This window comes from Geotalea daltonii FRC-32 (assembly GCF_000022265.1).
Lineage (GTDB): Bacteria > Desulfobacterota > Desulfuromonadia > Geobacterales > Geobacteraceae > Geotalea > Geotalea daltonii.
The window spans coordinates 2,344,876-2,365,837 of sequence record NC_011979.1; the positions used below are offsets into that span (position 1 = coordinate 2,344,876).

The window sequence follows — 20,962 nt, forward strand, 5'->3', positions numbered from 1 at the left end:
AACCTGAGAGGCCTAAGTGGCCACTATGGCGAGTTTGTTCGTGCGCTTGGTACGCATGCCGGTGAAAATGCCGTTGATGTGTTTGCCCATCCTCAGGCAGATGAAATGCTGGCTGCAATGAATGGTATCAGAGCCTGTACCGATGAGCCTCGAGTTGGTTGCCCGCTTGCAGAGTGGCGTATGATTGTACGCGCCGTCAGGGAGGACATTCCATTCCTGGTTCTGACCTCAGACGGGCGCCATGCAGCTGCAGTTTCACTTGCCGCATTGCTTGCCAAACGTCAGCCAAAGCGGGCCCACCTCTATTTTCATCAGGCCCCTACGAAACCTAGGGATTCCTTCTTTTTAACCATGTCCGCAGCAGCACGCAAACATGCATCTGCCATTGCTCCCACGGCAAAAGTTGCCGATTCCCTCCGGGATATGGGCTGGCAACATGTGGAATATGTTCCCTATCCGGCGCTTGCTGAGGAAAAACCACCGCAACCGGTTCCTTTTTCCCATTTGCTCATGGCTGGGGCTGCCCGTTTGAACAAGGGACTGGACCTTGTTGCCGATCTTGCTGGCCGGTGGGCAGGGGAAGGGCGTTCTCTTCCTCTTTGGGTACAGGTATCGAAGAAGCATGCAAAACGCCACGGGCATCGTGAGGTGGCTGTGGTTGAGGCGCTGCTCTCTTCTGGTTACAGTGGCCTTGTTGCCAGCGACAAGGCACCGGAACGCGCTGAGTATGTGGAGCGGTTTCACGGGGCACTGGTGCTTGCGCCCTATGAACGGGAACGTTTTTCAGAGGCGGTAAGTGGCGTAGTGCTTGATGCCCTGCTGCATGGTGCGCCGGTCATTGCAACCAAAGGTACCTGGCCGGGTGCACAGGTGGAGCGATTTGGGGCGGGAGTAACCATAGAGGACCGTAGCGTAGCGGCACTTGCAACTGCCATTGATACCGTGCTTGCCAAATGGCCTGATTATACGGCCCGAGCATGCCAAGCGGCTGTGGTCCTTAAGCGGGAGCATGATCCCGAACGCCTTCTTACGTTGCTATCACTGTCAAAGGTTTAAGCGGAACAGTTGGTAGCGATATAAATACTATAAAGGTTTTAACGGTAAGCGGGGCATTTGCATACCTGTCCAGCGGGCCGCATCATGGGAGATACGCAATGAAAATGTTTTTTGTCAATAACGGCCGGGTCGCCAGTGGGGCAGAAGAACACCTACTGGACCTGGCACCCCCTTTTATTGCCAATGGGGTGGAACCGGTGTTCCTGGTGCGGGAAAATGGTAACCTTAAGGATAAACTTTGGGAGCGGGGATACAAGGTCTACACTGTTTTCAATAACAAGAACCTTTCACTCCCTTTTCGCATCGCCCGTCTCATTCGTCAGGAAGAGCCTGATGTCATATCGGTCAATCGTGAACACACAATTTATGCTGTTCTTGCAGGTTATCTTCTTGCTTTGCCATTTCTAAAAAATCGCCCAAAGCTGGTCAATGTCTTTCACACCCCAACGGGCAGATGGTATCCATTGCTAACCATGTTATTTGATGGAATCATCGCAACATCCCGTTACACTGCTCAATCTTTTTATCCCAAAAACAAGGGCATGGAGGAGATGACCACTATCATACATTACGGCATTGAGCCCACGGCGGTTGATACACTGCAAAAATTTGATAGGGACCGGCCTCGTCGTATCTTTCCCGATCGCAAGTTCCCTATTATCGCCATGGTTGGCGAGCTTTGGAAAAACCAGGAAGAGCTTATCGACGCTGCGGTTTATCTGACCAAAGTTTTTCCCGACATCACCATTGCCATTGTTGGTGGTGGTGGCACTGCCCACCTGGAGGAGAAGATCCGCAACTTTGGCGTCGAAAAGAATTTCATCCTGACCGGAAGAATTCCGCGCGAAAAAGTTACAGATCTTTTTTATGACTGTGATCTCTCTGTATCCACCCACCGCAACGAGGGTTTTGGCATTGTTCATATCGAATCCTTGGCCGCCGGTACGCCGGTGGTAGCCTACAACAGCGGCGGGCTGGTTGAAATCATCGAGAATGGTGGCGGAGTTCTTGTGGGGGGCGGGACCAGAGAATTTGCAGAAGCAATAATAGAACTACTGAAGAATGACGAGAAACGGTTTGCATTGGGGCGCCAGGGGAGGGAAGTCGTTGATCGTTACTTTACTCTGGATAAGATGAGTAGCGCCCATTTTGCCTATTACTCCAGATTGATGGGGAATTGAGAACTATGAATGCAGCAATTACACGTAAAATCTCCGTTATCGTTCCCACCTATAATCGGCCAGACTCACTATGGCTGTGTCTTTTAAGTCTCTCTGCTCAATCGGTGCTGCCTGATGAGGTTTTAATCGCTGATGACGGTAGTGGAGACGAAACCAAAGAAACCATAGAAAAGTTCAAGGCGTCATCCCATTGTCCCTTTTCTTTGAAACATGTTTGGCAGGAAGATGCCGGCTTCCGCAAGCCAAGAATCATAAATGAGACAGTCCGAACCGCTAGTGGTGATTACCTGGTTTTCATAGACGGCGATTGCCTTGCACATCGTCACTTTGTTAAATCTCACATCATGTATGCGGAACCTAAAGCTGTTCTTGGTGGTAAGCGTGCAGAAATAGGAAAAGAACTGACGGAGCAATTGCTTCGCCAGCGAAAACTTATCAATTCCATTGATCAAAAACTAATCTGGGATGGAATTTTTGGGAGCTCCCGCAAAATCGAGGAAGCTATCAGAATAAAATCGCCCATGCTACGACGACTACTGCACCGCGACCGAATCTGTGATGACGGTATTTGGGGGTGCAATTTCAGTATAAGCAAGGAAGACTTTTACTTGATAAATGGGTCCGATGAAGATTTTCAAGATGGTTCCATTGAGGATAATGATCTGGGTATCCGGCTTCTCAATAATGGGGGGAAGGTTAAGTCAGTCCGTGCCTTGGCGATTGTATTTCACCTTTGGCATAAATCGTCCTGGAGTTTCAGCAATGAAAAATATATCGCCAATCATGAGATCCTGAAACGGCGTATTGCCCTGAAGGAACCCAGGTGCATAAACGGCATCGTAAAGGCGACGCCATAGCAAGCCGGTAAAGGTTTTTGCCTTTTTCGAAACTTCAAAATCATGTGGACATGCTCCTTAAAGAAATGATGTAGTTTCAGCTGTGTTTAGTGCTAACTGAGGCGCTGGACCAGATGAAAAAAGTGAGAGATACCACTCATGCACGATGTAATGGCACTTTGTAAATGAATATACTCATCATCAAGCCAGGTGCTGTCGGTGACCTTCTTCAACTGACACCCGTCATGCGCACCCTGAAGATCCGATTCCCGGACAGCCGCATTACTCTGCTCGTTGGTTCCATGGCCACTGCTGCCATGTTCAATCATAGTAACAATGTGGATAATATCGTTGTTTTTGACCGCAAAGGAGCTCATCGTTCTTGGCCGGCATTCCTCAACCTTTGCCGTCAAATTCATGCAGGCCGGTTTGACCTGATTGTCAATTTTCAGCGTAGCAATGTGAAGGCATGGTTGATTGCCATGGCAGCCTTTCCTTGCCGTATACTTGTCTATAAGAAGGCACGTGGAAGAACCGTGCACGCGGTGGTGAATCATCTTGAGACCATTGTGCCCCTTGGTATTGATCTTGCCAATGCTGATCTTCATCTGGATATGCCGATTACCAGTGAAGAAATGGAAAAAGCGGAAAAACTACTGATCCCGGCGGGATTCAGGCATAAGCCCTTGATTGCTTTAAACCCAGGTGCCAGTAACCGCATTAAGTGTTGGAGCACTAAAAAATTTGCCGAGCTCGGTGATCGCCTGATCGATGAACTTAAAGTAGATATAATTGTAGTTGGAGCTCCCGATGAACGGGATCTTGCTGAAGGGATCATAGCAGCAATGCGTAACAAGCCTCTTGATCTCCTGGGTAAGACAAACCTCAGGGAACTGGGGGCACTGCTAGCCGCTTCCAACCTCCTCGTCAGCGGTGATACCGGCCCCATGCACATGGCAACTGCGGTGGGGACGCCGGTGGTGGCACTTTTCGGCGCCATAGAGCCGTTACGGACCGGACCAGTGGGCAACGGACACACGGTGATCCGTCATGGGGAGATCGACTGCGTACCCTGTAATGGGAAGAGATGCAAGAATCCCCATTACCTGGAATGCATGGAAAAAATAACCGTGGAAGAAGTCTTTGATGCGGTGGCTTCCATGCTGGCGGAAGGTAAGTAACCGTGCGGGTCCTGATTGTAAAAATGAGCGCCATGGGGGATATCATCCATGCCCTGCCGGTATTGGATTACCTGCACAATGTTTCCCCGGGCATCGAGATCGACTGGCTGGTGGAGGAGCCTTTCCTGGATGTGGTGGCCGGGAATCCTCAGATTTCCATGATCCATACGGCCCGCAGCAAAGCCTGGCGCAAGAGCCTCTTTTCCTCCAGGACTTTTTCCGAGACGGCGGCATTGAAGCGTACCCTGCAGGAGCGAGATTACGACATCGTCTTCGATATTCAGGGGAACATCAAGAGCGGCGTTTATGGCTGGCTGACCGGTGCGGACAACCGCATCGGCTTTGATGCCGAGGTTCTCCAGGAGCGCCTCAACATGCTGTTTACCACACGCCGGATACCCCTTCGTCCCCAGGACTCGCACATTACCGAACAATACCTGCGCCTGGTCAGTGTTCCCTTTGGGCGTGATTATCGGGAGATGCAGCTCGTTTCCGATATTTACACGACTCCCGAAGATGATGCCGCTGCCGAGGCACTGCTTTCCACCCTGGCCGATGGGCTGGTGTTTCTCTTCCATTATGGTACTACCTGGCAGACCAAGTTTTGGCGCGAAGAGAGCTGGGTTGCCCTGGGCAGAGATCTGCTCGGCCGCTTTCCCGAATCGTCCGTTCTCCTTTCATGGGGCAATGACAGCGAGCACCAGGTGGTGATGAGGATTGCTGCAGCCATCGGTACCGGTGCCCGGGTCATCGATCGCTACCCCCTGAAAGGGCTGACGGCCCTGCTGAAAAAGGTGGATCTGGTGATAGGTGGAGATACGGGCCCGGTGCACCTGGCGGCGGCCGTGGGCACGGCGACGGTCTCCTTCTATCGCGCTTCGGATGGCAAGCGTAGCGGGCCGCGGGGAGACAATCACGTGATCATCCAGTCTCCCATGCCCTGTTCCCGGTGTTTCCGGACCAGATGCGACCAGGATGAGGAGTGCCGCCGGAGCATTACGGTCGAAGTTGTGATGCATGGCGTCGAAAAACTTTTGGTGTAGGCAGATGACTTCCAATTAAACGCGAGGTGACCATGCTGAAGGTCCTTACTGTGTTCGGTACCCGTCCGGAGGCCATAAAAATGGCCCCGGTGGTAAAGGAGCTGGAGAAGCACCCGGAATCCTTTAAAAGCGTCGTCTGCGTGACGGCCCAGCACCGGCAGATGCTCGACCAGGTGCTGGAGCTGTTCGCCATCCATCCAGATCATGATCTGAACATCATGAAGCCGGGGCAGGATCTTTTCGACATCACCTGCAATGTGATGCAAGGGCTGAAACCGGTGCTGGAGCAGGAGTGTCCCGACGTGGTGCTGGTCCATGGCGACACGACCACGACCATGGCGGCGTCGATCGCTTCCTTTTACTGCCGGACAAAGGTGGGGCACGTGGAGGCGGGGCTGCGGACCCACAACAAGTTCGCCCCCTTCCCCGAAGAAATCAATCGCCGTCTGGCCGGCGCCGTTGCCGATCTGCATTTCGCTCCGACAGCAGCCTCACGACAGAACCTGCTCAATGAAGGTGTATCCGGGGAGGATATTCACGTTACGGGAAATACGGTGGTCGATGCTCTGCTAGCCGTATCCAGACGCATCGAGAGCGATTCGGCGCTGACAGAACGGTTCAGGGGGGAGTTCTCTTTTCTTGACCCTGAAAAACGTCTGATACTGGTTACCGGGCACCGGCGGGAAAACTTCGGTGCCGGGTTCGAACATATCTGTGAGGCGCTGGCAGAAATTGCCAAGTCCTGTCCGGATGTGGAGATCCTTTATCCGGTCCACCTCAACCCCAATGTCCAGGAGCCGGTCAAACGCATCCTGGGTGGAAACAAGCTCACAAACGTTCACCTCATCGAGCCGGTGGACTATCTTCCCTTCGTTTACCTGATGAACCGCTCCCATCTGATCATCACCGATTCGGGTGGCGTTCAGGAGGAAGCGCCTTCCCTGGGCAAGCCGGTGCTGGTCATGCGGGAAACCACCGAGCGGCCCGAGGCAGTCACTGCCGGTACGGTCAAGCTGGTGGGTACCGACAAGGAAAGAATCATCGCCGAGACTAAATTGCTCCTCAATGATGTCACTGCTTACAGTACCATGAGCATGGCCCACAACCCTTACGGCGACGGCCTCGCGGCCCGGCGGATTGTTGAAGTGCTGAAAAAGCTTTAAGGCTTGTTTAGCCACGAGTAGCACGAATGTCCACGAATAAAGGCAAAACCAAAAAAAGATTTATCAGGTGGATAAAACTCAAATGGTTTTTGAGACTTCTGGTTCTAAAAGATTTTTCCATTCGTGTTGATTCGTGTCATTCGTGGTAAAGGGTTTGAAGAGCTCTTTGTTTAGCCACGAATAACACGAATGTGCACAAATAAAGGCAAAAAGAACTGACTCTTTTGTGGGCAGAAACAAAAGACTTAGGTCCTGCTTTGGTTTTCATTCGTGTTAATTCGTGTCATTCGTGGCTAAATGTTTGGCTTTTGCAGTTACTGAAAGGAATTCCCATGAAATACAGCCCCATCGATCTTTCCGGCGTCAAAACCTATCCGCTTTCCGAGCGGCAGAACAAGGTGAGCATCAAAAAGGATTTTGCCTCACCCATCACTGCCGGCATGTCCGTGGCTGAACTTTTATCGGCGTTGCCGCCGCAGCTGGGCTCCCAGGCACTCCTGGGGGTAATAGATGCTGTTGCTGCCGCCCGTGCCAAGGGGAAACCGGTGGTAATGGCCATGGGCGCCCATGTAATCAAATGTGGCCTGCAGCCGGTGCTGAAGAGCCTCATCGAGGCCGATGCCGTTACCGCCTTTGCCCTGAACGGCGCCGGCTCCATCCATGATTACGAAATCTCCCTGATCGGCGAGACCAGCGAAGACGTGGGCGCCGTTCTCCACTGTGGCACCTTCGGCATGGCTGAGGAGACCGGCCGTGATATCAACCGGGCGCTGAAGGATGGGCTAGCCAAAGGGATGGGCTACGGTGAGGCTGTTGGCCGCTTTATAATCGACAACGACAATCCCTGCCGCGAACACAGCCTGCTGGCAGTCTGCGCCGAGCGGGACATTCCGGTGACGGTCCACGTGGCCCTGGGGACGGACATCATCCACCAGCATCCCACCGCCGATGGGGCGGTCATAGGCCAGGCATCCTATACGGACTTCCGGATTTTTACTTCCATTGTCTCGGAACTGGGGGACGGCGGCGTCTATCTCAACATGGGCAGTGCCGTGCTGCTCCCCGAGGTTTTCCTCAAGGCACTCTCCATCGCCCAGAATCTGGGGCACCATGTGGATCATTTCACCACCGCAAACTTTGACATGCAGCAGCACTACCGTCCCCTGCAGAACGTGGTCAAACGCCCCACTTCCGGCAAAAGCCGTGGCTACACCATCACCGGCCATCATGAAATAATGATCCCGCTCCTGGCGGCAGGCATTCTCGATAAAATCGAGCGTTGAAGCGTTCGGAGTTCGACGTTCGGAGTTCGGAGGCATAGGTGAAAATCACCAGGTTCGAAGATATTGAGTCGTGGAAGGAAGCCCGACTGCAGGGGCTCCACTGCTGAAGTCAAAAGCCTTGCTTATGCCGGAATGGATATTGGCTATTTGAGCACTGACACCTTCAAAACCCTTTCCGATCGCTGCACGAAAATTAGCAGTCTGTTGAACGGTTTCATAAGTTTTCTGAAAAAGTCTGAGAGAAAAAAATAACGTCGAACCTCGAACGTCGAACCTCGAACGTCGAACGTCGAACCTCGAACCTCGAACCTCGAACCTCGAACGTTTCCCGGAGGGAAAAACATGGAAAGAAAAGACCTGGAATCACTCTTTACCCGTGCCAGGGAGATTAAATCCCTGGTGATCGGTGACCTTATGCTGGACGAGTACCTGTGGGGAAAGGCGGAGCGGATTTCACCGGAGGCGCCGGTGCAGGTGGTGGATGTTACGCGGGAAGATCTGCGTCTCGGCGGCGCCGGCAACGTGGTCAACAATCTGGTTGCTCTGGGGTGCCAAGTGGCGGTATGCAGCGTCATCGGCGGCGATGAAAACGGCACCCATCTGCGCCATGCCTTTACCGGCAAAGGAGTCGATCTGGCAGGCGTCTTCGAGGACCCTTTGCGCCGGACCAGTAAAAAAACCAGGGTCATCGCCGCCAACCAGCAGATCGTCCGCATCGACCGGGAATCCAAGGAAGAAATAGCACCGGAATTCGAGGAGAAGCTGATCGGCTTTATTACTGCCGAGGCGTCTCGCTTCAATGTTATCCTTATCTCCGATTACCTGAAAGGGGTCCTGACCGGTAAGGTCCTTGCCGCAGTGACTGCTAACGGCAGGCGTTTGGGCATTCCGGTCGTCGTCGACCCCAAGGGAATCGATTACTCCAAATACCGTGGCGCCACTATCCTGACTCCAAACCGCAAGGAGGCCGAAGCTGCTTCACATATTGTAATCAAGGATGAAGCAGGATTGATCAAGGCAGGGGAGACTCTGCTTCGGGAGCTAGATCTGGATGCACTGCTCATTACCCGTAGTGAGGAGGGCATGTCGCTCTTCCAGCAGAATGTCGCGAGGACGCATATTCCCACGGTGGCGCGCGAGGTCTTCGATGTTACCGGTGCCGGCGACACGGTGCTGTCGGTTCTGAGCCTTGGGCTTGCCTGTGGCCTTTCAATGGCTGAGTCGGCAGGAATCGCCAACGTGGCTGCCGGCATAGCCGTGGGCAAACTGGGTACTTCCACCGTTTCTCCTGCCGAGATCATTGCCGAAATTGGCCACGTCCATCCGGACAGTGATGCCAAGATCAAAAACCTGGACGTGCTTGCTTCGCTTGTGGCAGAGGCGAAGGCAAAGGGGAAGCGGGTGGTTTTCACCAACGGCTGTTTCGACCTGCTCCATGTGGGGCATGTGAAATATCTGCAGAAGGCGCGCACCTTTGGCGACCTGCTCATAGTCGGCCTCAACAGCGATGCCTCCGTACGCGCTCTGAAAGGGGAAACCAGGCCTTTGATAGTGGAAACGGAACGTGCCCACATTCTGGCCGCCCTTGATTGCGTCGATTACGTGGTGATTTTCGATGAAGAGACGCCCCTAAAGCTCATCGAGGCCCTGCAGCCCCTGGTCCTGGTCAAGGGGGGGGATTACACCCCGGAACGGGTGGTGGGCAAGGATGTGGTCGAGTCCTACGGCGGCAGGGTAGAACTGGTAACTTTTGTCGACGGCAAATCGACGACAGGAATCATAGAAAAAATTCGCAAAGAGCATTAATAATTAACAATGAAGCCTGTATTGAGTTGCCTTTGCAGCCATATTATGGTAACAAACTAGCACTTTTATAGTAGATGTAATTTTATGGAACGAGAGGACTGATGAAAAAGGCGCTGATTACAGGAATTACCGGCCAGGATGGCTCATATCTGGCTGAATTGCTGTTGAAAAAAGGTTACGAGGTGCATGGCCTCATTCGGCGTTCCTCTTCTTTCAATACCGGCAGGATCAACCACATCTATCAGGATCCCCATGAATCCTCTGCCCGTCTGTTTCTCCACTACGGTGATCTGAACGACGCCAGTTCCCTCAACAAGGTGTTGCGCGATATACGACCCGATGAAATCTACAACCTGGGCGCCCAGAGCCATGTCAGGGTATCCTTTGATGTGCCTGAATATACAGGAGAGGTGGATGCCCTGGGGGCGGTGCGTATCCTGGAAGCAATCCGTGAGACGGAGCTGAATACCAAGTTTTACCAGGCATCATCGTCCGAACTATACGGCAAGGTCGTGGAAACGCCACAGAAGGAAACGACCCCATTCTATCCCCGTTCCCCCTATGCCTGTGCCAAGGCTTACGCCTATTACATCACCGTCAATTACCGGGAAAGCTACAACCTCTTTGCCTGTAACGGCATTCTCTTTAACCACGAATCACCCCGCCGCGGCGAAACCTTCGTTACCAGGAAAATCACCCGCGCTGCCGCCCGCATCAAGCTGGGGATGCAGAATTGCCTCTACCTGGGCAACCTGGATGCCAAGCGCGACTGGGGATTTGCCGGTGATTATGTGGAAGCCATGTGGCTCATGCTGCAGCAGACCGAGCCCGATGATTATGTCATTGCCACCGGCGAAACCCATGCGGTGCGGGAATTTGCAGAGAAGGTCTTTGCCCGCCTGGATATGCCGTTACAATGGCAGGGGAGCGGCGTTCATGAGAAGGGGATCGACAGCAAGACCGGCAAGATCGTCATCGAGATCGACCCTAAATATTTCCGTCCGGCCGAGGTTGATCTCCTCCTTGGCGACCCGACCAAGGCCAAGACAAAGCTTAACTGGGAGCTGAAAACCGATTTTGAAGGACTGGTAAACATGATGGTGGACGCGGACCTGCAGGAAGCCGAGCGGGAGAAAAGGGCCAATGGCAGGTGAGTAAACATGAAAATCCTTTTGCCACGAATTTCACGAATTAACACGAATAAAAAACCTGAACCAGAACCCATGTTTCTTTTGGTTTGAACCCAAAGATTCAGGCCTTTGCCTTATTTGTGCACATTCGTGTCATTCGTGGCTGAACAAAAAGCCTTTAAACCCTTTTTCAGCGAATAACACGAATTGACGCAGACATTGTTAATCGGGAATAGGCTGCTTCTTTTCAGAGCGCTCAAATGCCAGCTGTTATTTTTAAAGATCTATCGTTTCAAATAATGGCTGCAGCTTTTGAGGTACACAATACTTTAGGCTTCGGCTTCCTTGAGAATGTGTATCAGAGAGCTCTGCTCAAAGAATTACAGCTTCGAGGGATTCCAGCAGAATCTCAAAAAGAAATGAAGGTCTTCTATAAAGATGAAGAGGTGGGCCTGTATTTCCCTGACATAGTTGTTAATGATCAAATCGTTATTGAGCTAAAGGCAGTTGCCGCGCTTAACCGCTTGCATGCAGCCCAAGTTTTGAATTATCTCAAAGGAACAGGCTTTAAGGTTGGGCTTCTGATAAATTTTGGCAAAGAAAAAGTAGAATCCAAAAGATTGATCTTATAGGAAGTGTAGCTAGTTCATATATTCATTCGTGATATTAGTGACATTCGTGGCTAAAAATGATTGAGAAAAAAGCGAAGATATATGTCGCCGGTCATCGGGGACTTGTTGGTTCTGCCATAGTCAGAAAACTTAAAGCGGAAGGTTACGACAACCTGGTTGTCAGGACAAGTGCTGAGCTGGATTTACGCAACCAGCAGGCCGTCTCTGATTTCTTCCAGCAGGAGAAGCCGGAGTACGTCTTTCTTGCCGCCGCCAAGGTTGGCGGAATCGTTGCCAACAATACCTATCCCGCCGAATTCATCCATGACAACCTGATGATCCAGACCAATGTCATTCATCAGTCATGGCTGAATGGTGTGCAGAGGTTGCTCTTCCTGGGGAGCACCTGCATCTATCCGAAAATGGCACCCCAGCCGATCAAGGAGGAATACCTCCTCACCGGTCCCCTGGAACCGACCAACGAACCTTATGCCATAGCCAAAATCACCGGCATCAAGATGTGCCAGGCCTACAATCGCCAGTATGGCACCAGGTTTCTTGCCGCCATGCCGACAAATCTTTACGGGGCCAACGACAATTTTGACCTGGAGACCTCCCATGTATTGCCGGCTTTGATGCGCAAGTTCCATGAGGCGAAGGTGAATGGGGAGGACAAGGTCGTTGTCTGGGGCACGGGAACTCCGCTCCGCGAGTTTCTCCATGTGAATGATCTGGCTGACGCCTCTGTATTTCTCCTGAATTTACCTGAAGATGCCTTTTCCTCACTCCTCACTGACCCCTCCTCACCAGCCTTACTAAATGTGGGGAGCGGCGAGGAGATTACCATCAAGGATTTGGCAGTCGCCATAAAAGATGTAGTTGGCTATACGGACAATCTGGTGTTTGATGCCAGCAAGCCAGATGGTACTCCGCGCAAGCTGTCGGATGTCTCTAGACTTAACAAGCTTGGCTGGCGGCACAAAATTATTTTGGCAGATGGCTTAAAGACAGTATACGATTGGTACACACTGCAGAGACAAGGGTCGTAGAGTACCACCTTGTAACTTGTTCGTGCTCAATATCCTTCTACAGAAGCGTAACCCCTATCCGAACACGATGATATTTTGTTGCATTGCAGAGGAGCCGTAATGAAAGTTGTTATACTTGCAGGTGGATTTGGAACAAGGATAAGTGAAGAATCCCACCTGAAGCCAAAACCGATGGTGGAGATCGGGGAGCAGCCAATTCTCTGGCACATAATGAAGATATATTCCCATTATGGCTTCAATGACTTCGTCATCTGTCTTGGTTACAAGGGGTATTGCATAAAAGAGTTCTTTGCCCACTATTTTCTCCATGAATCAGATGTCACCTTTGATTTCAAGAACCAGAATCAGAGAGTTATACATCATCACTCTGCAGAACCTTGGACCGTTACCCTTGTCAATACTGGCCTGGAAACTATGACCGGTGGCAGGGTTAGGAGAGTCAGGGAATATATTGGCAACGAACCCTTCATGCTTACCTATGGCGACGGCGTTTCGGACGTAAACATAAAGGCATTAGTCGACTATCACCAATCTCACGGCAAATTTGCAACCGTCACATCTATACAGCCTTCCGGCCGTTTTGGGGCACTTGATCTTGATTCCACCAGCACAGTGCATGGTTTCAAAGAAAAACCGAAGGGTGATGGGGCTTGGATTAACGGAGGGTTTTTCATTCTTCAGCCAGAAGTCTTCGATTTTATTGCAGGTGACTCTACCGTGCTGGAACAAGAGCCGTTGGAAGGGCTTTCAAAGGCGGGACAATTGAAAGCTTTTAAACATTCCGGTTTCTGGCAGCCAATGGATACACTGCGCGACAAGAACTATCTGGAAGAACTTTGGAAAACAGGCAAAGCGCCATGGAAGGTCTGGGCGTGAGACAATTTTTCCTCGGCAAAAAGATCTTCGTAACTGGCCATACTGGGTTCAAGGGAAGCTGGCTTTGCCTATGGCTGCATCAACTGGGGGCAGAGATAAATGGCTACGCCCTCGATCCCCCCACCAACCCAAGCCTGTTCAAATTGGCGCGGGTTGCAGAGCTGCTGCAGGCTCACACTGTTGCTGACATCCGCGATGGTGCTGCTCTCACAGCCGCCATGCAGAAGGCTCAGCCCGAAATCGTCATACACATGGCTGCCCAACCCTTGGTGAGGGATTCTTATGCAATCCCTGTCGATACCTATGCCATCAATGTCATGGGTACCGTCAATCTCCTTGAAGCGGTTCGAAATTGTCCGTCCGTTAAGGCAGTTGTCAACGTTACCACCGACAAATGTTACGAGAATAAGGAATGGGTTTGGGGATATCGTGAAAACGAGGCCATGGGGGGATATGACCCTTATTCCAGCAGTAAAGGGTGCTCCGAGTTGGTGACTTCGGCCTATCGGCAGTCCTTTTTCAACCCGTTGCATTATTCTCAGCACAATGTAGCCATTGCCACTGCACGAGCCGGCAATGTCATCGGCGGTGGCGATTGGGCCAATGATCGCCTGATCCCCGATATCGTCCGGTCATTGCTTGCCGGTGAGCCGGTCCGCATTCGCAACCCACACGCCATTCGCCCGTGGCAGCATGTGCTGGAGCCGCTATCAGGTTACCTCACGTTGGCACAATATTTATTCCAAAGTGGGACTGAATATGCCGAAGGCTGGAATTTCGGCCCTGCTGACAATGATGCAAGGCCGGTGGAATGGATAGTAAACGAGATGTGCCGACTGTGGGGCAACGGCACGCGGTATGAGATCGACAAAGGTGAACATCTACATGAGGCCCACTACCTCAAGCTGGACTGCTCGAAGGCGCGCATGCGTCTGAACTGGCAACCCCACTGGAGCTTGGACGAGGCTTTGGCCAACATCATCGAATGGGTAAAGGTATATTCCGCCGGTGGTGATATCCGGTCCTGTTGCCTTGAACAAATCAAATCGTATGAGAGCTACAGAGGGGAGTTGCGGTGAGTATCGAACAAGAAGCTAAACTTCGCAAAGAGGCTATAGATGCAGCTATCGCTTACTATAATCATGTGCATGGTTGCAAAAAAAAATTCTCTCCTGGGGACCGTATTCCCTATGCAGGTCGTGTTTTCGACGAGGCTGAGATTATCAACCTCGTAGATTCTTCCCTGGATTTCTGGCTGACTACCGGCCGGTATGCCGAAAAATTCGAAACCGACTTCGCCAGGTTTTTGGGGGTCCAGCACTGTTCACTGACCAATTCCGGGTCTTCTGCCAACCTGCTGGCGTTTATGGCACTGACTTCACTTAAGCTGGGGCAGCGCCGGATAAAGCCAGGTGACGAGGTTATCACCGTTGCAGCCGGTTTCCCGACCACCGTGGCCCCTATCATTCAATACGGTGCAATACCGGTTTTCGTGGATGTTTCGCTGCCCACCTATAACATTGATACAGCCCTGCTGGATGAAGCTCTTTCCGAGAAGACAAAAGCGGTTATGGTTGCCCACACGCTGGGTAATCCCTTCGATCTGGCCGCTGTCAAGGCTTTCTGCGACCGGCACAACCTTTGGCTCATCGAGGACAACTGTGATGCGCTAGGCTCCCGCTACAACTATAAAGGTACCTGGAAATATACCGGCACTATCGGTGATATCGGCACATCCAGCTTTTATCCACCCCACCATATGACCATGGGGGAGGGGGGCGCCGTCTATACCGATGATCCTCAACTGAAGCGCCTGGTGGAATCATTCCGCGACTGGGGGCGTGACTGCTGGTGCCCATCAGGCAAGGACAATACCTGCGGCAACCGCTTCGGCCAGCAGTTTGGCGAGCTCCCCTTCGGCTATGACCATAAGTATGTCTATTCCCATTTCGGTTACAACCTGAAAGTAACTGATATGCAGGCGGCAATCGGCTGTGCCCAGTTGGAAAAGCTGCCGCAATTCATTGAAGCGAGGAAGAAAAATTGGAAACTGCTGCGTGACGGACTTGCGGGACTGGAAGACAGACTGCTCTTACCTGAGGCGACGGAGAATAGTGACCCCTCCTGGTTCGGTTTCCTCCTTACAGTCCGTGAAGGGGCCGGTTTCAACCGGGATAAGATTGTTAATCATTTAGAGGGGAAAGGTATACAGACGCGGATGCTTTTTGCGGGTAATTTAACCAAGCATCCTTGCTTTGACGAAATGCGCCGTGAAGGGAAGAGCTATCGGGTTATTGGAAATCTAGAGACCACAGACAGCATCATGCGCGAAACCTTCTGGATTGGTGTTTATCCAGGGATGACGGAAGAGATGATTGCATACATGATCTCGACAATAAAAGGCTTTGCTTGTAAATGAAGATTCTTGTTACCGGTGCTACAGGTTTCCTTGGAAGCCATCTGGTGCGGGCCCTTCTGAAACGGGGACATCAGATAATAGTATTAAAAAGGAGCTTTTCTGATCTTTCACGTATATCTGATCTTATGTCTTCGGTTGAAACTTACGACATTGACAAAATGGATCTGTCGCTGCCTTTTGCAGAGCAGGGACATATCGATGTAGTCATACATGCTGCCACATGTTATGGGCGAAACAAAGAGAGAGTAACAGATATAGTTCAAGCTAATATGGCCTTTCCTCTACAGTTACTTACTTCAGCAGTCTCTGCCAAAATATCTGCTTTTATAAACACTGACACATCTCTGGAAATGTTCCTAAACCCTTACGCTCTTTCAAAGAAACAATTTAAGGACTGGGGTGTGCTTGCAGCCAACCAACGAGGCATTACATTCATAAATCTGGAACTGGAACATTTTTATGGACCGGGTGACGATCATTCCAAATTCGTAACAATGTTGATCAGAAAGTGTCTTCAGAATGTGAAAGAGCTGAATCTGACAGCCGGCGAGCAGAAGCGCGATTTCATTCACATAGACGATGTCGTTTCAGCGTATCTGCTCATTCTCGATCAGTTACAGATAAAAAAGCCATCCTTTAAGAATTATAGTCTTGGTTCCGGGAATACCATTGCGGTAAGGGCTCTTGTTGAGAAAATTCATGTGATGACCGGATCTCATACAGTGCTTAATTTTGGCGCCATCCCCTACCGTCAGAACGAGGTAATGGATTCATGTGCCGACATAACAGCCCTCAATTCGCTCGGATGGACTCCAAAGATCTCCTTGGACAATGGCCTTGGCATGACCATTCCATACGAAAAGCAGCGATTACAAAAAGGATAGTTTGAAAAGGGCTTTGATATGAAATTATTGATTACTGGGGGTTGCGGTTTTCTTGGTAGCAATCTTGCCTCACATGCTATTCAACAGGGCATGGATCTTGTAGTTTTTGATAACCTGTACCGTGAGGGATCTCTTTCGAACCTGCAGTGGCTTAAAGGTCTCGGAAAATTTCGGTTCGTTCACGGAGATATTAGAAATCAGAATGACATAACCCGGTTGGTGCAGGATTTCCAGCCATCGGCCGTCTTTCACCTGGCCGGACAGGTGGCCATGACAACCTCCATTGCAAATCCACGCATGGATTTTGAAGTCAACGCCATGGGCACTCACAATCTCCTTGAGGCGATACGGCTGTATGCTCCTGATGCAGCGGTTATTTATTCTTCCACAAACAAAGTTTATGGCGATCTTGAGCAGTACTCTTACCGGGAAACGGCCACAAGGTATGAGTGCGTCGACCATCCAAGGGGGTTTGATGAATCTACATCCCTTGATTTCCATTCTCCCTATGGCTGCTCGAAAGGGGCGGCAGACCAGTACATGCTCGATTACTCCCGTATTTTTGGGCTGAAAACAGTCGTTTTTCGCCATTCCTCAATGTATGGTGGACGGCAATTTGCTACGTATGATCAGGGGTGGATCGGCTGGTTCTGCCAACAGGCTGTAGCAACGAAAGCCGGAACACTCAAGGAACCTTTCACAATATCGGGAAATGGCAAGCAGGTGCGCGATGTGCTGCATGCCGACGATATGATTGCTCTCTACTTTTCAGCTTTTGAGAACATTGAGAAAGCCAAGGGTAATGCCTTTAATATAGGGGGCGGAATCGAGAACAGTCTTTCCTTGTTGGAGCTATTTGGGTTGTTGGAAGAGATTGGTAAGCTAAAGCTCGATTACAGAAAGCTTCCCCCGCGCGAAAGTGACCAGAGGGTTTTTGTCGCCGATCTTGCCAAGGCCAAGACTTTGATGGGTTGGTCCCCCAAAGTGTCTGCTAGTGATGGCGTGAAGCGAATGCTCGAATGGGTATCTGGAAATTGAGATGAAGCTAGCTGTGGTAGCAGGATGGATTGCAAGAGCACTAGTTATTATACTCTCTCTAGTAAACTCGCGGTTGTTGATAGATTTAGTTGGCGTAGAGGGTTTGGCAGTACAATCCATCCTTGTGTCACTGACAACCTGGTTCACATTGCTGAACTTTGGTATTCCACAGGCGGTACAGAACCTTATTTCCCGTTGCAGAGCGGAAGGACATAATCACGAACTGCTTAAGCAAACGGCTAGCAGTGCACTGGTGGTAATTTTTGTTGTTCTGCTGCCAGTAGTGATGCTTCTGGGCGTTGCAATCAGGCATTTTGTGCTGGCCCGTTACCCGGGTGTGGCAACAATAACCGTCATCCTTTTTTGTGTCGGGTTATTTATTGCCGGGCTGAGCGTTCTGTTCAACCTTGTGCTTTATGCAGAGCAACGTGGACATTGGCCGAATCTTTATCCCGCTGTTAATTCTCTTTTTGTCACTGGAAGCCTTATAGCATTCCGTTTTCTGGCTATCTACGATATTAACCAGATACTGTTGATTCTTGTGATTGGTAACCTTCTTGTTGCTGCTATAGGGGCTTTGCAGGCGGGGGTGTACCGCAGGTGGTCTCTCGACAGGCATATTCTAAAGGAAATTTGGCATCACAGCCGTGGTTTTGCTCTTTTTTCGTTTCTTGCGGCAGGAGTATTGGGCATTGACTATCTTGTAATGTCTCGTGTATTGGCTGCACATGACATTGCAGTCTACAACATCTGCCAACGCGTATTTATGGCTTTATTTTCTGTGCATGCCATCATATTGACTTCAGCTTGGTCATCTGTTTCTGAAACTCTCTTTGCCAAACAGTGGGAGCTTGCTAGAAAAAAAATAAGGAGTTTACTGATCATCGGTGGTGGTATGGTGATTATTTTAGGATCTTTTATCATGATCTTCATGGAAAATATAGCTGACATTGTTTCCCATCATGTAATCACTTTAGTACCTGTTTCTTTGACATCTCTTTTTGTCATTTACATGTTGTTACGTGTTTGGTCAGATACGTATGCAATGGCATTGCTGAGTTTCAACGAAACAAACCTATTGAATCGTTATGTTCCTGTTCAAGCAATCGTGAGCATACTGGCACAAATTGTACTTGGAAAAGAATATGGTTCGACAGGGATCATGTTGGGTCTTATACTTTCATTTGCAGTAACATCTGTTTGGATACTGCCTAAAGCATTCTATCATACAACTAGAGAGCGTGCCTGTGACTGATGTGAAATTATCATTTTGCATACCTACATATAATCGTGCAGCTTATATCGAGCAGACGATTGAAAGCATCGCCGATCAAATCACTGAGCTACGACTTACTGATTCTGTTGAAATTTGTATTAGTGATAATGCCTCAATTGATGAAACAGATCAGCTGGTTTATCATTTTAAACAAAGATATCCTTCAATCAAGGTCATATACTCTAAGAATGACTATAACATTGGTGCAGACCTAAATTATCTGCGAGCTGTTGAGCTAGCTTCAGGCGAATATTGTTGGTTTATGGGAAGTGATGATGTATTGAAACCAAATTCCTTAAATACTATTTTCGATAAGCTCAAGGTCAAGTCTTCTATTTACCTCTGTAATCGAACTTTCTGTGATTCCAGTTTGAATCCAATTTCAGACCAGAAATGGTTGAAGAGTTATGTTAGAGATGAAGTTTTTAAAATTTACGACAGGAAATCTTTTGCTAACTATGTAGATCAGTGTACTTCTCTTGGAGGACTTTTTAGTTACCTGAGTTCTATAATTTTTAAGAGATCCAAATGGAATTCTATCCCCTATGACGAGAGGTTTACAGGAACAGCCTATGCCCATGTATTTAAATTGTTTCAATTTCTCATTGATGGCTGCACACTTAATTATATCAGCAGCCCTTTAGTCTATTGTCGTGGTGACAATGACAGCTTCTTAGGTAAAAGTCTGGCTAAGAGAGTAAACCTTGATTTGTATGGATATTTATTGCTTGCTAATACCTTGTTCAGCAAAGAAGAGATTATACATTCTAGCCTTTTGAAAGTGTTGAATTCTGAGTGTAATAATGCATATTTCTATTCCATACGTAGCACTTTAAAGGTAAGATGCTTTTCTGAAAAAGAAGACTGGCGGAATTTGAAGAGTCAATATGAAAGTATTTGCGGGGATAATCTCAAATTTTTATTTGTAGATAAAATACCTTTCGCTTTGCTCTTTTTATTTCGCATGTGCTTTGTCCTCAAAAGAATAATCTATGTATAAAAAGTCCGTCTTTTACATAAGTGCCAATTTATCTTCAAATGCCAGTGGTGGCAGACTACTTTCTGAAACTAATTTAAAAATATTAGAAGCATGTACCGGCATTGACATTGAAGTTTTTTCTGTTGGTAGAGGGGAGACTGAATTTAACAATATCCAGTCAACTACAAGTACTTTCAGTACTGGAATAGCTAATCTAAATCTTTTCTCAGGTGGGTTGAATAGAAGGGCAGTCAACGTTATTGTAAACGAGATTGCTAAAAAACAGCCTGTTTTGCTTTACTTAGATACCTCATTATTTGGTTATTTGGCATTCATTGTTAAAAAAAATTTCCCCAGCATTAAAATTATTACTTTTTTCCACAATGTTGAAATTGATTTCAAAAGGCAGTGTTATGGAGGTTTAAAGAGGCTAGTTTACGCACCAGCAATTATTTCGGATTGGGTAAATGAAAAGCTGGCTATTTCACACTCTGATACATTAGTTGCTTTGCATGCAACAGACTCTAATCGATTGCAACGCTTATATGGTCGTGCCGCTGATTTCATTCATCCTGTTTGTATTGCCGATGCAAAGCCAGCATGTCATTACATTAACAGTCAAGTCAACTTGCAACCAGGCTACCTTCTTTTCGTGGGTTCAGCATTCCCACCAAATATACAGGCATTGGAATTCCTTTGCGAACATGTGATGCCATTTGTCGATATACCTTTAGTGGTCATAGGAGCAAATTTAGAGACATACACTCACAAGTTCGGATCAAAAAATGTATGTATTATTGGTACTGTTTCAGATCTTGAACCTTATTACAGGAACGCAAAACTTGTGGTTACTCCTATTTTTGCTGGTGCTGGTATGAAAGTGAAAGTGGCTGAAGCATTAATGCACGGCAGAAGTGTGATCGGAAGCAGGTTTTCTTTTATTGGTTATGAAAATGCCATTGCACATGGTGTGTGCATAATAGCAGAGACTGCTTCTGAATATATTAATAAAATTAAAGGGTTTACATCCTCCCCGGATGCTGATTCAGTAGCAGAAAAGTTGTTTTTGGAGGAGTTCAGTGTTGCAGCAGGGATTAATCGCATGACTGAAATTGTCGGTGGTTTAAACATTGGTTTACTTGAATAAGATC

Annotated in this window: 20 protein-coding genes; all 20 read left to right on the forward strand. The window is 49.1% G+C overall.

Annotated features, from left to right (window positions below):
* The first annotated feature begins 180 nt into the window (after positions 1-180).
* Entirely contained in the window at positions 181-1,056 is an 876-nt protein-coding gene (locus tag GEOB_RS10505; RefSeq protein WP_230198928.1) for a glycosyltransferase, read from the forward strand.
* A gap of 98 nt (positions 1,057-1,154) precedes the next feature.
* Positions 1,155-2,237, forward strand: coding sequence for a glycosyltransferase family 4 protein (locus GEOB_RS10510; RefSeq protein ID WP_012647197.1), 1,083 nt, complete (start codon positions 1,155-1,157; stop codon positions 2,235-2,237).
* 5 nt (positions 2,238-2,242) lie between these two features.
* On the forward strand, positions 2,243-3,094 hold the full coding sequence (locus tag GEOB_RS10515) for a glycosyltransferase family 2 protein (RefSeq protein WP_012647198.1): 852 nt from the start codon (positions 2,243-2,245) through the stop codon (positions 3,092-3,094).
* A gap of 164 nt (positions 3,095-3,258) precedes the next feature.
* Positions 3,259-4,254 (forward strand): glycosyltransferase family 9 protein, encoded by a 996-nt coding sequence (locus GEOB_RS10520; RefSeq protein WP_012647199.1) that lies wholly within the window; start codon positions 3,259-3,261, stop codon positions 4,252-4,254.
* Between the two features lie 2 nt (positions 4,255-4,256).
* On the forward strand, positions 4,257-5,297 hold the full coding sequence (gene waaC / locus GEOB_RS10525; protein ID WP_012647200.1) for a lipopolysaccharide heptosyltransferase I: 1,041 nt from the start codon (positions 4,257-4,259) through the stop codon (positions 5,295-5,297).
* A gap of 32 nt (positions 5,298-5,329) precedes the next feature.
* Positions 5,330-6,460: a non-hydrolyzing UDP-N-acetylglucosamine 2-epimerase gene (gene wecB / locus GEOB_RS10530; protein WP_012647201.1), complete on the forward strand. Its 1,131-nt coding sequence runs from the start codon at positions 5,330-5,332 to the stop codon at positions 6,458-6,460.
* Between the two features lie 332 nt (positions 6,461-6,792).
* Positions 6,793-7,743, forward strand: coding sequence for a hypothetical protein (locus GEOB_RS10535; RefSeq protein WP_012647202.1), 951 nt, complete (start codon positions 6,793-6,795; stop codon positions 7,741-7,743).
* Positions 7,744-7,806: 63 nt separating this feature from the next.
* Entirely contained in the window at positions 7,807-7,995 is a 189-nt protein-coding gene (locus GEOB_RS20690) for a four helix bundle protein (RefSeq protein ID WP_407638351.1), read from the forward strand.
* A 90-nt stretch (positions 7,996-8,085) separates the two neighbouring features.
* Positions 8,086-9,549 (forward strand): D-glycero-beta-D-manno-heptose-7-phosphate kinase, encoded by a 1,464-nt coding sequence (gene rfaE1 / locus GEOB_RS10545; protein ID WP_012647203.1) that lies wholly within the window; start codon positions 8,086-8,088, stop codon positions 9,547-9,549.
* A gap of 101 nt (positions 9,550-9,650) precedes the next feature.
* Complete coding sequence (gmd, locus tag GEOB_RS10550; RefSeq protein ID WP_012647204.1) at positions 9,651-10,703, forward strand: GDP-mannose 4,6-dehydratase; 1,053 nt, start codon at positions 9,651-9,653, stop codon at positions 10,701-10,703.
* A 236-nt stretch (positions 10,704-10,939) separates the two neighbouring features.
* Positions 10,940-11,311, forward strand: a complete 372-nt coding sequence (locus GEOB_RS10555; protein WP_012647205.1) for a GxxExxY protein — start codon at positions 10,940-10,942, stop codon at positions 11,309-11,311.
* A 56-nt stretch (positions 11,312-11,367) separates the two neighbouring features.
* Positions 11,368-12,339, forward strand: a complete 972-nt coding sequence (locus tag GEOB_RS10560; protein ID WP_012647206.1) for a GDP-L-fucose synthase family protein — start codon at positions 11,368-11,370, stop codon at positions 12,337-12,339.
* A 99-nt stretch (positions 12,340-12,438) separates the two neighbouring features.
* The gene (gene rfbF, locus GEOB_RS10565; protein ID WP_012647207.1) at positions 12,439-13,215 is read left to right on the forward strand and encodes a glucose-1-phosphate cytidylyltransferase; all 777 of its coding nucleotides are present in this window, start codon (positions 12,439-12,441) and stop codon (positions 13,213-13,215) included.
* A complete protein-coding gene (gene rfbG / locus GEOB_RS10570) occupies positions 13,212-14,294 on the forward strand; it encodes a CDP-glucose 4,6-dehydratase (protein ID WP_327049783.1) in 1,083 nt (360 codons plus the stop codon). Before rfbF ends, rfbG begins: the two co-directional genes overlap by 4 nt.
* Positions 14,291-15,634 carry a lipopolysaccharide biosynthesis protein RfbH gene (rfbH, locus tag GEOB_RS10575; protein WP_012647209.1) on the forward strand — a complete coding sequence of 448 codons (1,344 nt, stop codon included), beginning with the start codon at positions 14,291-14,293 and terminating at the stop codon, positions 15,632-15,634. Before rfbG ends, rfbH begins: the two co-directional genes overlap by 4 nt.
* Positions 15,631-16,518 (forward strand): NAD-dependent epimerase/dehydratase family protein, encoded by an 888-nt coding sequence (locus tag GEOB_RS10580; protein WP_012647210.1) that lies wholly within the window; start codon positions 15,631-15,633, stop codon positions 16,516-16,518. Before rfbH ends, GEOB_RS10580 begins: the two co-directional genes overlap by 4 nt.
* An 18-nt stretch (positions 16,519-16,536) precedes the next feature.
* Complete coding sequence (locus GEOB_RS10585; RefSeq protein WP_012647211.1) at positions 16,537-17,556, forward strand: GDP-mannose 4,6-dehydratase; 1,020 nt, start codon at positions 16,537-16,539, stop codon at positions 17,554-17,556.
* A gap of 1 nt (position 17,557) precedes the next feature.
* A complete protein-coding gene (locus GEOB_RS10590) occupies positions 17,558-18,811 on the forward strand; it encodes an MATE family efflux transporter (protein ID WP_012647212.1) in 1,254 nt (417 codons plus the stop codon).
* A complete protein-coding gene (locus tag GEOB_RS10595) occupies positions 18,804-19,832 on the forward strand; it encodes a glycosyltransferase family 2 protein (RefSeq protein ID WP_012647213.1) in 1,029 nt (342 codons plus the stop codon). The genes GEOB_RS10590 and GEOB_RS10595 overlap by 8 nt, the downstream gene beginning before the upstream one ends.
* Positions 19,825-20,958: a glycosyltransferase gene (locus GEOB_RS10600; RefSeq protein WP_012647214.1), complete on the forward strand. Its 1,134-nt coding sequence runs from the start codon at positions 19,825-19,827 to the stop codon at positions 20,956-20,958. The genes GEOB_RS10595 and GEOB_RS10600 overlap by 8 nt, the downstream gene beginning before the upstream one ends.
* Positions 20,959-20,962 lie beyond the last annotated feature (4 nt).